At 65.1% G+C, this 14,353-nt stretch carries 11 protein-coding genes; 3 read left to right on the top strand and 8 right to left on the bottom strand.

All coding sequences use genetic code 11. The features are described 5' to 3' along the window. Positions 1 to 3 precede the first annotated feature (3 nt). The 5 genes from ASC78_RS07330 to ASC78_RS07310 all read right to left on the bottom strand — a co-directional run bounded on the left by ASC78_RS07330 (position 4) and on the right by ASC78_RS07310 (position 7,615). On the bottom strand, positions 4 to 1,629 hold the full coding sequence (locus tag ASC78_RS07330; protein WP_162246091.1) for a carboxylesterase/lipase family protein: 1,626 nt from the start codon (positions 1,627 to 1,629) through the stop codon (positions 4 to 6). Between the two features lie 211 nt (positions 1,630 to 1,840). After that, positions 1,841 to 2,644: an oxidoreductase gene (locus ASC78_RS07325; protein WP_055798569.1), complete on the bottom strand. Its 804-nt coding sequence runs from the start codon at positions 2,642 to 2,644 to the stop codon at positions 1,841 to 1,843. Positions 2,645 to 2,706: 62 nt separating this feature from the next. Next, positions 2,707 to 5,796, bottom strand: a complete 3,090-nt coding sequence (locus ASC78_RS07320; protein ID WP_055798565.1) for an efflux RND transporter permease subunit — start codon at positions 5,794 to 5,796, stop codon at positions 2,707 to 2,709. Continuing rightward, positions 5,793 to 6,914 (bottom strand): efflux RND transporter periplasmic adaptor subunit, encoded by a 1,122-nt coding sequence (locus tag ASC78_RS07315; protein WP_055798562.1) that lies wholly within the window; start codon positions 6,912 to 6,914, stop codon positions 5,793 to 5,795. Before ASC78_RS07315 ends, ASC78_RS07320 begins: the two co-directional genes overlap by 4 nt. 83 nt (positions 6,915 to 6,997) lie before the next feature. After that, on the bottom strand, positions 6,998 to 7,615 hold the full coding sequence (locus tag ASC78_RS07310; RefSeq protein ID WP_055798560.1) for a TetR/AcrR family transcriptional regulator: 618 nt from the start codon (positions 7,613 to 7,615) through the stop codon (positions 6,998 to 7,000). 85 nt (positions 7,616 to 7,700) lie between these two features. Here ASC78_RS07310 and ASC78_RS07305 point away from each other — a divergent pair, with 85 nt between their 5' ends. Next, complete coding sequence (locus ASC78_RS07305; RefSeq protein ID WP_055798557.1) at positions 7,701 to 9,161, top strand: efflux transporter outer membrane subunit; 1,461 nt, start codon at positions 7,701 to 7,703, stop codon at positions 9,159 to 9,161. Positions 9,162 to 9,185: 24 nt separating this feature from the next. On the opposite strand, the gene ASC78_RS07300 is transcribed toward ASC78_RS07305, so the two are convergent. After that, a complete protein-coding gene (locus ASC78_RS07300; RefSeq protein ID WP_055798554.1) occupies positions 9,186 to 10,835 on the bottom strand; it encodes a tannase/feruloyl esterase family alpha/beta hydrolase in 1,650 nt (549 codons plus the stop codon). Between the two features lie 165 nt (positions 10,836 to 11,000). Between ASC78_RS07300 and ASC78_RS07295 the strand changes: the two genes are divergently transcribed. Both ASC78_RS07295 and ASC78_RS07290 read left to right on the top strand, forming a co-directional pair. After that, positions 11,001 to 11,696: a Crp/Fnr family transcriptional regulator gene (locus ASC78_RS07295; protein WP_055798551.1), complete on the top strand. Its 696-nt coding sequence runs from the start codon at positions 11,001 to 11,003 to the stop codon at positions 11,694 to 11,696. Positions 11,697 to 11,783: 87 nt separating this feature from the next. Next, positions 11,784 to 12,473, top strand: a complete 690-nt coding sequence (locus ASC78_RS07290) for a glutathione S-transferase family protein (protein WP_055798548.1) — start codon at positions 11,784 to 11,786, stop codon at positions 12,471 to 12,473. On the opposite strand, the gene ASC78_RS07285 is transcribed toward ASC78_RS07290, so the two are convergent. Together ASC78_RS07285 and ASC78_RS07280 are read right to left on the bottom strand one after the other, a co-directional pair. Next, on the bottom strand, positions 12,463 to 13,479 hold the full coding sequence (locus ASC78_RS07285) for an AraC family transcriptional regulator (protein ID WP_235505017.1): 1,017 nt from the start codon (positions 13,477 to 13,479) through the stop codon (positions 12,463 to 12,465). The two genes, ASC78_RS07290 and ASC78_RS07285, sit on opposite strands and share 11 nt — an antisense overlap. 252 nt (positions 13,480 to 13,731) lie before the next feature. Continuing rightward, complete coding sequence (locus ASC78_RS07280; RefSeq protein ID WP_055798543.1) at positions 13,732 to 14,349, bottom strand: ANTAR domain-containing response regulator; 618 nt, start codon at positions 14,347 to 14,349, stop codon at positions 13,732 to 13,734. Positions 14,350 to 14,353 lie beyond the last annotated feature (4 nt).

The raw sequence follows: 14,353 nt of genomic DNA, 5'->3' as shown, positions 1-14,353 counted from the left end.
AGATCAGCGTTCGCCGCGATCGAGCACCCAGGGCATCTTTTCCCACAGTGCGCACTTGTGGAGCTCTGCAAACTGTGCGACAGGCGAGGCTTGGCTCCGTCCGCCCGGCCGCAGCGACATCAACGATCCGTCCGCGATCAGTCGAGGCCACGCCGCCTGGCCGGGAACCTCCGGGTTGAAGTTCTTGGCGAAAGCGGCCCAGTAGCGGGTCATCTCCTTCGACAACTGCCACTGCGCTTCTGTGAACCGTGAGGAGGACTGCGCCATGTGAGGCGAATCGGGCCATGTGAACGGAGTATCGAGACCGTGTGACGCGCGAAACTCATAGCCGGGCGGCGTCGAGGGTGCCGGTGGGTTTGGATCCTCGAATTGATAATAGTAGGTGGGCGTTTGCCGCGCGAGATGTCTCGCCAGCGCCAGGTTGGTACAACCACCGAGACCGCGCATTCCGCTGTCGGTAACGAAGTCACCGACGACGTAGGGCAGCGCGTACTGGCCCGAATATTTGTCCGCTGGATAGGCTGCCAGCAGCGCTGGAGCACGGTCAGCCCCGACGAGCCGGGTGACCCAGGCCGCGTACGCCTGGGCCGTGAAGTTGGCGAAAGCCACGCCGGAACCACGCCCTTCTTCGCGCATGCTGCCTATCAATACAGGCACCGCCCTCCATTCGCCTGCCGCGATCGCGTCGATCGCAGGCTTGCGGTGAAATCCTTTGGGGTCAACGTGTGGATTCCAGGCACCTCCGGCAGTCACCAACTCGCCGGCGCTCTTGGAGCGCAAGCAGGCCAGGACATTCCCCGGGTTCGCGCATCCAAGCTTGGCTGCAAAGGCTGCCGCGCGCGCCTCCGATTGCGCGACCGTGTCGACGTCCCGCAAGCAATCATCACTGGAAATAATCGCAGCATGAAGAAGCCCAGCTGTACCAGGGTTGACAAGGAGCGCGCAAACATTGGTTGCTCCCGACGAGGTTCCTCCCAACGTCACTTTGTTGGGGTTGCCGCCGAATGCACCGATGTTGCGTTGAACCCATTCGAGCGCTGCTTTGATATCGAGCAACGCATAGTTTCCCGCCAGGCGATCCTTGGCCTGCTGGGCGAGCGCGGGATGATTCAAGAAGCCGAGCGATCCGAGGCGGTGATTGATGGCAACAACCACGATCCCGTTTTCTGCCGCCATGCGAGCGCCGTCGATCTGGATTGCGCCGCCGACCGTATTGGCCCCGCCATGGACATACACAAGCACTGGGAGCGATGCGCCCGAAGCAGTACCTGCGGGACGATAGAGGTTGAGATAAAGGCAGTCCTCGTTCTCTGTCCGACCGATGACCGGGGAACTACCCGCCTGCGGGCAACTAGGTCCCGCGACCGTCCCATCTCGCACGCCCTGCCAGGAAGCGGCTCTCTCCGGGGGCGCCCAACGCAGGCTTCCCATTGGCGGCGCCGCGAAAGGCAGTCCGAGGAACACCTCTGAGGCTCCCTTCGCAAGGCCTTTGATCTGGCCGTTCTCGGTCGTCACGGTCGAGCGGCCTGCATCGGCCATGACCCCGGGTTTGTACGCGCAGCCAACCTGTGCAAGGGCCGCGGCACTGATGGCAATCCAGAAGGCTAGCGAGAATGAACGATGGGTCATGGGGACTCCTGGTTCGTGAATTAGCGGCCGCGCTTCCATCCATCTCGTGGCAGCGGCGTTCTATTGGCGCCGGAAAGGCAGGAAATCTTCAAGGAGACAAACCCCGAAGAATTCCAACTTAAGTGAAACAACGGCGCAGCGATTGATCAATGCGTAGATGGTTGATTCCAAAGATGCAGGGCTCATTCCTTCTGATAGTCGACACCTGAGTTCAGACCAGGCCGAGTGCCTTGCGCAGGCTGGCGTCGACCGGACCGGCCGGCATGAAGCGGCGCAGCTTGCTCAGGAGCGATGCCTGCCCGGCCGGCGTGCGGCGCATGCGCCAGGGGCCAAGGGCGGCGTCGACGATCGTGTCGGCCACGCCATCGGGTCCGGGAGCGCCGTCGATGCTGTGCGCCACAGCGCGCGCCGCGATGGCACGCTCGCGGTCGTAGTCGGCGATTGTCGAGCTTGCCTGGGGCGAATTGGCATCCAGGTTGGTCCGGGTATAGGCCGGTGCGACCAGCGTCACGCGAATGCCGAACTGGCGCACCTCATGGTCCAGGGTTTCGGACAGACCCTCCACCGCATGCTTGGAAGCCGAATAAAGCCCCATGTACGGCGCCGGCAGAAAGCCCAGCACCGAACTGATGTTGACGATTCTTCCGCGGCGTTGCGCTCGCATGTGCGGGAGCACCGCATGAGTCGTTCGCAGCACGCCGAACACGTTGATGTCGAACAGCGACGCCGCCTCAGAAACCGATGTTTCCTCCACCGCGCCGAGCATGCTCATGCCCGCGTTGTTGACGAGCACGCTGATGCGGCCGGCCTGGTCGATGATGTGCTTGATGGCGCGTTCAACGGAAGCGTCTTCGCGAACGTCCATCTCGACGAGCTCGACGCCGGGCAACGGTGGCGTCTTGTCGATGCTGCGCACGGTGCCGAAGACGCGGCAGCCGAGCTTGGCAAATTTCTCTGCGGCGGCACGTCCGATGCCCGACGACACGCCGGTGATGACGACGACTGTATCCAGCATGGCAATTCCTTTTTCGATACTCACGGACAGCAGGGAGAGCGGACTCACGACGCGGGTCCTGTTCAGGCCGGCTGCGCGACCAGAGGCACGCGGCCGCTGTCGGGCCTGATCCGGAACCAGATGGCATACACGGCCGGCAAGAACACCAGCGTCAGAGCAGTCCCGGCAAAGGTCCCGCCGATCAGCGTGTAGGCGAGCGTTCCCCAGAACACCGAATGCGTCAGCGGAATGAAGGCCAGGATCGCGGCCATGGCCGTCAGGATCACCGGCCGGGCACGCTGCACGGTGGCCTCGACCACCGCTCGGAACGGGTCGAGCCCCGCCTGTTCGTTGTGGTGGATCTGCCCGATCAATATCAGCGTGTTGCGCATCAGGATGCCCGACAGCGCGATCAGGCCGACCAGCGCATTGATGCCGAAAGGCTGCTGAAACAGGATCAGGGTCGGCACCACGCCGATCAGCCCCAGCGGGCTGGTCAGGAAGACCATGACCATCGCGGAGATCGAACGCACCTGCAGGATGATGATCAGCAAGGTGATGGCCAGCATGATCGGAAAGAGCGGCAGCATCGCAGCCGTCGCCTTGCCCGACTCCTCGATGGAACCGGCCTCCTCGATGCGATAGCCGCCCGGCAGTTTGTCGATGAGCGGCTGCAGCTGCGCGGTGACGGCCGCCGACACGTCCGGCGGCTGCAAGCCTTCGGCGATGTCGCCACGCACGGTGATCGTCGGCACCCGGTCGCGCCGTCGCATGATCGGTTCTTCCATCCGCACGTCGACCTGGCCCACTTGCGACAGCGGAATGCGCTGGCCGTTGGCGCCGGCGAGCGTAAAGTCGCCGATGCGGGCCGGGTCGAGCCGGATGCCGCCGGCCGAGCGCGCGACGACCTGCACCGTGCGGATGTCCTCGCGCACGGCAGTCACCGGCGCGCCGCTGAGCAAAAACTGCAGTTGTTGCGCCACGGCGCTGGAGCTCAGCCCCACAGCCTGCAGCCGGTCCTGCTGCAAGGTGAAGTGCAGCGTGGGCGTGCGCGCGCCCCAGTCGGTGTTGACCGTGCGCATCATCGGACTGGCATCCATCACCTGCTGCACGTCGGCCGCGATCTTGCGCAGCTTGTCGGGATCGGGGCCGGTGACACGGTAGGCCACCGGGAACGGCGAGTACGGGCCGAAAACCAGCTGGGTGACGCGCAAGCGCGCCTCGGGCGCGAGGCCATCGGCAATGGCTTGCCGCAGGCGATGCTTCAACGCTTCGCGTTCGTCCTGGTTCTCGGTACGCACCACGATCTTGGCGAACGACGGATCGGGCAGCTCCGGCCCCATCGAGAAATAGAAGCGCGGCGCGCCCTGGCCCACGTAGGCGGTGACGATCCGGGCTTCGGCCTGCTTGGCCAGCCAGTCTTCCACCTTGGACGTGGCGGCGCTGGTCTGGGTGATCGACGTGCCATAGGGCATCTGCACTTCGATCAGCACTTCAGGTCGGTCGGAGATCGGGAAGAACTGCTTCTTGACCACCGCCATGCCGAGCACGGCCAAGACGAAGAGGCCAATGACCGAGCCGGCGACCAGCCACTTGCGCGCGATGACGCGCGCCAGCAGCTGGCGAAAGCGGTTGTAGCGCGGCGTGTCGTAGATCGCTTCGTGGCCGCCCTCGACCTTCTTGAAGTCGGGCAGCAGCTTGACGCCGAGGTAGGGCGTGAAGATCACTGCGACCACCCAGGACGCGATGAGCGCGATGCCGACGATCCAGAACATGTTGCTGGTGTACTCGCCTGCCGTGGACCTGGCAAAGCCGTTGGGCATGAAGCCCACGGCAGTGACCAGCGTGCCCGAGAGCATCGGCGCCGCGGTATGGCTCCAGGCATAGGCGGAGGCGGCGATGCGGCCGTAGCCCTCCTCCATCTTCACCACCATCATCTCGATGGCGATGATGGCGTCGTCCACCAGGAGGCCCAGCGCGAGGATCAGCGATCCCAGCGTGATGCGATCGAAGTTCTTGCCGCTTGCGAGCATCACCACGAAGACCACCGCCAGCGTCAGCGGCACGGCCGCGGCCACCACGAGGCCCACGCGCCAGCCCATGCTCACGAAGCTCACCAGCATCACGACCAAGAGCGCGACGAAGAACTTGACCATGAACTCGTCCACCGCGGCGCTGATGTTGACGGCCTGGTCCGTGACCTTGTCCAGGCGCATGCCCAGCGGTTGCTCGGCGTTGATGGCGCGGACCTCGCTGTCCAGCGACTTGCCCAGGTCGAGCCCGTTCCAGCCGTCGCGCATGACCACGCCCAGCAACAGCGCCGGCTCACCGCCATTGCGGATCATCACGGTCGCCGGGTCTTCATAGCCGCGCTTGACGGTGGCGACGTCCGACAGCTTGAGCGTGCGGCCCTGGACCACCACCGGCGTATCGCGGATCTTCTGCAGCTCGTCGAAGGCGCCGTCCAGGCGAATGAACACTTCCGGCCCCTTGGTCTCCACGGAGCCGGCCGGCGTCAAGACGTTCTGGCTGTTGAGCGCGGCGAACACGTCCTGCGGCGAGACGCCCAGCGTGGCCAGCCGCTCGTGTGAGAACTCGACGTAGATGCGCTCCGACTGCTCGCCGACGATGTTGACCTTCTTCACGCCCGGCACGTGCAGCAACCGCTGGCGCAGCGTCTCCGCGTCGCGCACCAGGAGGCGCTGCGGTTCACCCTTGGCCTTGAGCGCGTACAGCGCGAAGGTCACGTCGGAATACTCGTCGTTGAGAAAAGGCCCGATCACGCCTTGCGGCAAGTTGCGCGCCTCGTCCCCGACCTTCTTGCGGGCCTGGTAGAACTCGGCCTCCACTTCCGACGGCGGCGTGCTGTCCAGCAAGGTCAGCATGGTGAAGGCAAGGCCGGGTCGGGTGTAGGTCTCCGTGCGTTCGTACCAGCGCAGTTCCTGCATGCGCTTCTCGATCTTCTCGGCCACCTGGTCCTGCATCTCCTGCGCGGTGGCGCCGGGCCAGGCGGTGACGATCGTCATCACCTTGATCGTGAATGCGGGGTCCTCGGCGCGGCCGAGCTTGAAGAACGCGACGCCTCCGGCCAGCGAGATCAGGAGAATCAGGAACAGGCTGATCGCGCGCTCGCGCACCGCGAGCGCCGACAGGTTGAAGCGGCCTTCGCTCACGGGTGGGCTCGCTGTGCAACGGCGCCGGCGGCAGGGGATTGGGCTGCAAGCCGAACCTCTTCACCTTCGCGCAGCAGATGCGCGCCGAGTGCGACGATCCGGTCGCCTTGCTTGATCTGGCCGGCGACGCGTGCACCATCGTCATTCAGCTGCTGGATCTGGACCGCGCGCCATGAAACTTTTGCGGGCGTGCCGTCGATGATCCATACGCCCGACCCCTTGCCTGCGTCGAACAGGGAACCTGCAGGCACTTGGAAGCCTGCTTGCATAGAAGAAGAGCCATCCGGAATCTGGATGGACACCGTGGTGCCCAATGGCGCATTGGCCAGCTCTCCCTCCAGCACGTAGCGCGCATCGAAGGTACGGGTGAGCCGGTCCGCGGCGTCCGAGAGCTGCCGCAGCCTGGCCGCAACGCCCGGGCCTTCCTTGCCGAAAAGCGTGGCTTGCGCAGTGGAGCCGACCACGGGGCGCAGGGTTTCCGGCAGCTGGATCACGGCTTCTCGGCGCCCGGCGTGGGCCAGGCGCACCACGGCCTGCCCCGCGTTCACGACCTGTCCTGGCTCGGCCAGCGTTTCCATGACGACGCCGTCGCCGTCCGCCACCAGCTGCGTGTAGCGGCTTGCATTGAGCGCAACGTCGGCCTGGGCCACGGCCGCGTTGAGCTGGGCCTTGGCCGCATCGGCCGCGCTCTTGATCTGGTCGTAGGCCGAAGCCGAGATGGCGCCGGTACCGCGCAGGTCGCGGTAGCGGGCTTCGTCGTCCGCCGTCTGCTGGGCACGCGCTCGCGCCGCGGCCACGGCTTCTTGCTGCGCCTGCGCGGCAAGCTTCAGATCGGCGGGATCGAGGCGCATCAGCGGCTGGCCGCGCTTCACGGTTTGCCCGCCGTCCACGAGCCGCTCCAGCACCTTGCCCGAGACACGAAATCCCAGGTCGCTCTGCACCCGGGCGGCTACGGTTCCCGTGAAAGAACGCGACCCTGGGGTTGCGCCCTGGACGATGGCGGTGCGCACCAGGGGCGCCCCCGTACGCGGATCGGCTGGCGCCTTTTCGCCGCACGCGGCCAAGGCGAATGGCAATGCGCAGATGACTGCGAAGGTAGCAAGGGAGCGCCGGCGCATGAAAGTCCCACTGAGGAAGTGATCGGGACCTTCATTCTGCTACTAGTGACTATATTAGTCAATAGTCACAAAGAAATAGGAAGTCAGGGCGACAGGCTGCGGAGGACCAGGTTCGACAGGTGCACCGGCGCTTCCTCGGCATAGTCGGCGCTGCTCTGCAGCAGCACCGGGTTGATGTAGGGGCGGATCACCAGGTAGATGGCCGTCGCCGTCTCATCCAGCGGCGTCTTGCGCTCGAAGTCCCCGCTCTGCCTTCCTTCCTGCAGGATGTCCCGGAGCAGCTTCTGGATGCGTTCTTCATAGGCATGCACCGCCTGCCAGCGCTCCGTGGCGGCCGAGGCGGCAATCTCGTAGAGCTTCTGGTCCTGGAACAACAGCCGAAGGGTTGCCTCTGTAATGGACTTGAACATGCGGCGCAGCTTTTCCGGCGGCTGCTTGGCTTCCGCAACCGCCGCGCCGACCTGGGCTTCGATCTCGCGCAGGCAGTTGGCGCAGATCATCTCGCCAATGGCCTGCTTGGATTCGAAGAACTTGTAGATGTAGGCCTTGGAAAAGCCGATGGCCTTGGCAAGGTCGGAGACGGTCGTTTTTTCGTAGCCGTAGCGGCTGAAGTGCTCGGTGGCCGCGGCCACGATCTGGTCTCGCACCTCATGGTCGGCCGGGCCTCGGGCCGAAACGGGATAAGCGCTTGTTGTCTTCATGGGTCCAGCTTACGCGAGTCCCAACAATTGGACAACTTGTGACCATCTGGTAATATGGTCACTACTTATCGATGAAGGAAATCCCATGCTGGCCAAACAAGCCTTTGCGGCACTCGTTGTTGCAAGCCTTTCGACAGGCTGCGCGGTCGGGCCCGATTACGTCCGGACCGACGTGCTCATGCTGGAACGCTTCCAGGGCCAGTCCGCGGTGGATCTCCGGCACGCGAGCGCTCCGGCCGACCTCACCGCATGGTGGACGGGATTCGGCGACCCGCAGCTGACCCGGTTCGTCACGCTTGCACAGGAACAGAACCTCGACCTTGCGCAGGCCTCCGCCCGCGTGGCCCAGGCGCGTGCCGGCGTCGGCGCGGCGAATGCCGCATTGCTGCCCTCGGGCAATGTGAGCGGCCAGGCGGCCAGGGGCTACCAATCCATCGAGACTCCCCTGGGGCAGGTGCTGAATTCGACGCCGGGTTTCGACCGCTGGGGCAGTTCTTATGAGGTCAACGCCGGCGCGAGCTGGGAGCTCGACCTGTTCGGCGGCCTGCGGCGCGGACGGGAAGCAGCCCTTGCCGAGTACCAGGCGTCGGAAGCCGGCGCCACCGCCACCCGCCTGGCCGTGGCGGCGCAGACAGCCGACATCTACATCAGCATCCGCGGCTTGCAGACCCGTCTGAAGATTGCACAAGGCCAGGTGCGGACACAGCAGGACCTGCTCTCGACCGTCAAGCTTTTGCATGGCAAGGGATTGGCGGCGGAGCTCCAGGTGAATCAGGCCGAAGGCGCCCTCGCCCAGGCCCGCGCCGCCGTGCCGGAACTCGAGGCGGGCCTGGACGCCGCCATGAACGCACTCGACGTGATGCTGGGCTCTGCACCCGGCACGCATCGGGCGGAGCTGGCAGAAGCCGGCGCCATTCCGCTCCCCCCGCAGATCGCCAACGCCGGATCGCCGGCCGAGTTGCTCAGGCGCCGGCCCGACCTGATCGTGGCCGAGCGTCGCCTGGCCGCATCGAATGCGCGCATCGGCGCTGCCATGGCCGAGTACTACCCCAAGCTTTCCTTGAGCGGACTGATCGGCAGCGCAACGGCCGTGTCCGGCGGCAACCTGTTCACCAGTGGTGCGAGCCAGACGGCCGGCGTGCTGGGCCTGCGCTGGCGCCTGTTCGATTTCGGCCGCATCAATGCGCAGATCGACCAAGCCAAGGGCCAGGAGGCCGAGATGCTGGCGGCCTACCGGCTTGCCGCGCTGCGCGCGACCGAGGACGTGGAGAACGCCTTCTCCGCCCTGGTCAAGCGCGAGGAGCAGGCAGCCGTGCTCGGGCAAGGCGTGGCGTCGCTCGGCCGCGCGCGAGGCGCTTCGTTCGCGGCCTACCAAAAGGGTGTGGTCAGCCTGATCGAAGTCCTGCAGGCCGACGACAACCTGCTGCGCGCCTCCGATGCGCGGGCGCGGGCGCAAACCGAATCCGCACGCGCCGCGGTCACGGCCTTCAAGGCGCTGGGCGGTGGTTGGCAACCCGACCGACCCGAAGCGCTGGCCATCCGATAGATCAGGATGGCCAGGCCGGCCGGATCACGGCGAAGTGCAGATGTAGTTCGACGCGAGCTTGGCCGCCTCCGCGTCGTTCGACGGGCCGGTGTAGCGTGGATAGCGCGGGAACTGGCACAGCGGCCTGCTGAACGCATTGGCACCCGCAACGATCTTGCTGGCCTCCAGCGTTCCAGGCGCGGTTCCCTTGTCGGCCCATGCATCCAAGGCGCCCAGCAGGTCCGACACATCGGCGCCGGGCCCGCCCGCACAGTGATTCACGCCGGGTGCGAGGTACAGTCGAGTGAAGGTGTCCGCGGTGCCCTGTCCGCCGACGGCCGCCACCATGTTGGTGTAGTACTCCGTGGTGGTGCGGTAGCTGAGTGCGGCATCGTTCTCGCCATGCCAGAGGATCAGCTTGCCGCCGCTGTTCTGGAACGGGCGCAGGTCGACGTTGGTCGCGTCATTGAGCGCCGCCAGTCCATACAGCGCGCCCGTGTCCTGGTCCCAGGTGTAGGCAAGCGAATCGGCGGCAAGATTGCGCGCGAGGTAGGTCTTCACCGTCGTGTCCTGGAACAGGTACTGCAGCGCCATCTGGGGGTTGCCGGCGCCTGTCGTCCACAGGCCGAATGCGGCCGGATCGTCTTCATTGCCGGCCAGCGGCCGACCGGGATCACGGTAGGTCGGGCTGCCCGCAAACACGGCCGGCGAGGTGGTGGACGCCACCGACGCCAATTGCGCATCCGACAGGCAGTTGCTTCCCGTGTCCGCACCGCCTACGCACCGCAGCACCTGGGGATCGAAGTTGCAGGCCGCGGGGTTCGACACCACGCCGTCGACGATGCCGTCGTCGGCATCGCACGCGTCCCTCACGGCCTTGGACAAGGTGGCAACCTTGGCGGCATCGAGCGATCCGCCCGGCGCCGACATCGCCTTTGCCGTGCGGTTGAAGCCGCCCATGAAGCCGACCCAGTTGTAGGCCGGTGCCCGCGCAATGATTCCGTCGAACAGGTTGGGATAGCGCTGCGCGGTCATCAAGGCTTCACGACCTCCGTTCGAACAGCCTTCGAAGTACGACTTTGCAGGTGCCGTGCCGTAGGCCACTTTGAGCATCTCCACCACCGAGGACATGACCGTTGGAACGGACAGGCTGCCGAACAGCTGCGCGGCCGTCGGGTCGTCCAGTGCCCACGAGGCGTCGAGGCCCGAGGCTTGATGCCCCGAGTCGCTCCCCACGGTGGCAAAGCCTTTCTTGACGGCTGGCAGGCTCAACAGATCCCCCGCCACGAGCGGTGGGATCGACCCGTTGTATCCACCGCCGCCGAAGTACTGGAGCTTGTTGTTCCATGCATCAGGAAGTCGCAGCTCGAAGTTGAGCTTGGGGTCGATCCTTGCGTTGACCTTGCAATAGGCAGGCACTTCGCCGCTGGCCGCGACCACCGCCGCCGCCGTGACTGTCGCCGCGCCGACAGTCTTGCCTTCAAGGCTTGTACAGGCTTGCTGCGCGGTGACCGGAGCCGGTGCGGGTGCAGGCGCCGGAGGCGCTGCGCCATTGTCCGCGGCGGGCGGTGGCGCCACGGTCACCGGAAAGAATCCGCCCCCGCCATTGCTGCCGCCTCCGCCGCATCCCGCGAGCGACAGGAGCGCTGCCGTGAGGCCGGCGGCCCGCCATCCGAAAGTCTTTCTATCGCGCATGAACTTGTCTCCTGTTGTTGACTGCTTCTCTCGACGGCGCTTATTCTTTGTCGGATTTTTCTGGCAGTTTGTACGCAGCGAGACAATGTGAGGCAGCACAAACCCGAGTGCGATCCGATGCGGTCCAGCGTTGATCGCCGGAGCCTTGACCCCCAAAGCCGACCCATGAAGAGAGCAGACAAAACACTGATCGCACTGCTCGCTGAAATGCCCGGCACGCGCACGCTGCCCGAGCCGGTGCGCGAGCGAATTGCGTGCGAGGCCTACGACTCCATTCACCAGAGAAACGAATTCGTGGTTCGCGCGGGCGATCCCGTTCATTCATGGGTGGGCGTCGCGGACGGGCTGCTCAAGATCACCAATGCCTGTCGCAGCGGCAAGGTCGTCATGTTCACCGGCGTGCCAAGCGGAGGCTGGTTCGGCGAAGGCTCGGTCATCAAGACGGGCGTGCGGCGCTACGACGTGATCGCCATGCGGCCGACGCGCGTCATCCACATTCCACGGACCACGTTCCGGTGGCTCCTCGACACCAGCTTCGAGTTCAACCACTTCATCATCGGACAGCTGAACGAACGCCTCTCCCAATACCTTGGCATGGTGGAAGCCGACCGGCTGACCGACCCGGTGGCGCGGCTCGCGCGCGCGATCAGTGGAATGTTCAATCCCGTGCTCTACCCCAACATGGGCGAGAAGCTGCCCATCTCCCAGGAAGAACTCGGCGAGCTCGCGGGGCTGCCACGCCAGCGCGCGAACATCGCGATCAAGCAGCTGAGTGCCATGGGTTGCGTTCATGCCGAATACGGCAGCCTCGTGGTCACCGACCTTGCGGCGCTGCGCAACTACCAGGAGCGCGAGGTGTAGGCGCCTTCCTTGCACGTGGCACGATTTGCAAACAAGGTGGCGCGCCGAGTGACGCTGCGGCGCCTATGCTTTGCGACAGGCATTCACATGATCACTCTCTACCACTGCATGAGCGCGCGCTCGTTCCGGCCCCTCTGGATGCTCGAGGAGTTGGGCATGCCCTACGAGCTCGTGATGCTTCCGTTTCCCCCTCGCGCATTGCAGCGAACCTACCTCGACGTCAATCCGCTCGGGACCGTGCCGCTCATGCTCGACGGCGACACGCGAATGACCGAATCGGCAGCGATCTGCCAGTATCTTTGCGCCTTGAGCGCGCCGACGCCTCTTCAGGTCGAGCGCGGTGAAGACGACTTCGGCGCCTATCTCAACTACCTGTATTTCGGCGAAGCGACGCTCACGTTTCCCCAGACGCTCGTGCTGCGCTACGCGCGTTTCGAGCCCGCGCACCGCCAGCAACCCGCCGTTGCCGACGACTACGCGAAGTGGTTCCTGGCCCGGCTGCGTACCCTGGAGCCGCTGTTTTCAACGCACACCTATTTGTGCGGCGGCCGTTTCACCGCTGCCGACGTGTCCGTCGGCTATGCGCTGTTGCTGGCCGAGCATCTGGGACTCACGGCCCGCTTCACACCGGCCGTCGCTGCCTACTGGAAGCGGCTCCAGACACGCGACGGTTATCTTCGCGCCCTTCGTGCGCAAGAGGAGGCGGCAGTGGCGCAGGGTGTCTCGACGTTGCCGGCACCGGACGCGCCCGCCGACCCGGTGCCCGTCACCGCGTAACGTCGGGCGGCTTTCGGAATTCTCCAGGCGTCTTTCCTGTCCATTCCTTGAAGGCCCTGTTGAAGCTCCCTTCATTCTGGAATCCCGCTGCAGCGGCAATCTGCTTCACCGGTTTCTTCGTGCGTGTCAGCTGATCGATCGCAATGTCGCGGCGCACCTCGTTCTTCAGCTGCTGCAAGGACGCGCCCTCTTCCGCCAGATGCCGGTGCAAGCTGCGGGTGGACAGGTTGAGCTCGCCGGAAAGGGCCTCCGCGGTCGCAAGCGCCATGCCCCGCGCCTTGAGCAGCTCCCGGATGCGTCCAGAAAGAAGCCGGTCGCGCCGGTACTGAAGAACGATGAGGGGCAGCGGACGCTGGAGCATCCGGCGCAGATCGCGGTCATCGCGCAGCACCGGCAGGCTGAGGTAGCGCGCGTCGAAGCGCAAGCTCGCGCACGGTTGATTGAAGCTCACCGGTCCACGAAACATCCACTCGTACGCTTTGACGTGCGGCGGTGGAGAAAATGGAAACGCGGCATGGGACAGCGGAATGCGTGAGTCGGCCAGCCAGCATACGTATCCGTGGATATTCCGGAACGAGCTGACGAGGCAGAACTCGCGCTGCTCGCCAAGGTCCGCATGCTCATGGATCGAGAGGCAGGCCGTCGCTCCATCGACGCTGAGCTCCAGCCGGATGTCTTCGGTCAGAAGCGCATAGTGCCGGCACCACCGCGACAGCGCGACATGCAGATCGGGCGAAGGCAAAGAGGCTCGGCAAAGCATGCCGTTCGCCCCATGCCGAAGCGGCCGTGAAAACCATCCGAGCGCTTCGTCGTCGAGTTCGCGCATGGCAAGGCCGGAGAAGGTTTCCATCTGCTCGGCCGTCACCCTCGCATCGATGCGCTTCAGCTGCGACGGAAGAATCCGCGCTTCATGCAGCGCATGCGTGGGATCCTTTCCATAGCGCTCGTACGCACACACGATGGATCGGATGAACGCCATCGGCGTCTCGGCGGGTGCCTGCTTCATCGAAGCAGTATGCCGCCCATTTCGGCCTCGCATCGACTACTGCCTGGGTATGGCGACGCTGGCCGGCCAAGCGCCGGATCCATTGGTGCCCGAACTGGCGACGCGCATTCTGGACGCGATGGCGCAGCGCGCAGGGCCCAACGCATTCAGGGTCGAACATTGGCAATACCGCGGTTCCTCCTGGGCTTCAGCCCTGATCGAAGCACGCATCCGTCCGTCCCGCCGCTCGGCCGATGCACGGCCAAGGGTTGATCAGCGCTTGGCGTTGGGATTCCCCAATCCGAGCTTCTCCATGGCCTCGTGTGCGTCGATGATCATCGCGGAAACCTCGGCCACGGTGATCCTCAGCTTGGTCGCGCGAGCGCGCATGTGCTCGTAAGCCTGCGTCTCGGAAAGCTGCTGGCTTTCCGACAGCAAGCGGATGGCTTTTTCAATCTGGCGGCGCGACTTGATCGTGTCCTCGAGCTTCATCACCTTGCTCTGAAGCCGCGCCTGGAAACTCTGTGCGGAGCGCGCCAGCACCAGCGTGCTCAGCACGCCTGCCGATCGAAACGGGCGCGTGATCACGCCATGCGCACTCGTGTCCAGCAGCAGTTTCAGAGTCGTCGGGCTCTCGTAGTCCGACAGTGCGATCAGCGTCGCGTCGATCACGCTGGCGCTCCAGGACGCGCTGCCCTGCAGTTCCTGCGAGACCTGGAAAAAGATGACGTCTGCGGTCGGCGGCGTGCCGGGAAACGGCCAGGCGACATGAAGCCGGCAACCGATGCGCTTGAGCTGGTCGATCAGCACGTCGCGTTCTTCGCCGGGCGGGTACACCACGGCAACGCTGATGCTGCGCAGGTCTTCGTACAGACGGCGGAGACTGCTCATGGCG

This window comes from Variovorax sp. Root318D1 (assembly GCF_001424835.1).
In the GTDB taxonomy this organism is placed as follows: domain Bacteria; phylum Pseudomonadota; class Gammaproteobacteria; order Burkholderiales; family Burkholderiaceae_C; genus Variovorax.
This window is presented reverse-complemented; position numbering and strand designations above follow the sequence as displayed.

Bases quoted from the DNA above. Each gene is read 5' to 3' on its own strand.
- ASC78_RS07330 (WP_162246091.1), bottom strand. From the start codon at position 1,629: ATGACCCATCGTTCATTCTCGCTAGCCTTCTGGATTGCCATCAGTGCC.
- ASC78_RS07325 (WP_055798569.1), bottom strand. From the start codon at position 2,644: ATGCTGGATACAGTCGTCGTCATCACCGGCGTGTCGTCGGGCATCGGA.
- ASC78_RS07315 (WP_055798562.1), bottom strand. From the start codon at position 6,914: ATGCGCCGGCGCTCCCTTGCTACCTTCGCAGTCATCTGCGCATTGCCA.
- ASC78_RS07310 (WP_055798560.1), bottom strand. From the start codon at position 7,615: ATGAAGACAACAAGCGCTTATCCCGTTTCGGCCCGAGGCCCGGCCGAC.
- ASC78_RS07305 (WP_055798557.1), top strand. From the start codon at position 7,701: ATGCTGGCCAAACAAGCCTTTGCGGCACTCGTTGTTGCAAGCCTTTCG.
- ASC78_RS07300 (WP_055798554.1), bottom strand. From the start codon at position 10,835: ATGCGCGATAGAAAGACTTTCGGATGGCGGGCCGCCGGCCTCACGGCA.
- ASC78_RS07295 (WP_055798551.1), top strand. From the start codon at position 11,001: ATGAAGAGAGCAGACAAAACACTGATCGCACTGCTCGCTGAAATGCCC.
- ASC78_RS07290 (WP_055798548.1), top strand. From the start codon at position 11,784: ATGATCACTCTCTACCACTGCATGAGCGCGCGCTCGTTCCGGCCCCTC.
- ASC78_RS07285 (WP_235505017.1), bottom strand. From the start codon at position 13,479: ATGAAGCAGGCACCCGCCGAGACGCCGATGGCGTTCATCCGATCCATC.
- ASC78_RS07280 (WP_055798543.1), bottom strand. From the start codon at position 14,349: ATGAGCAGTCTCCGCCGTCTGTACGAAGACCTGCGCAGCATCAGCGTT.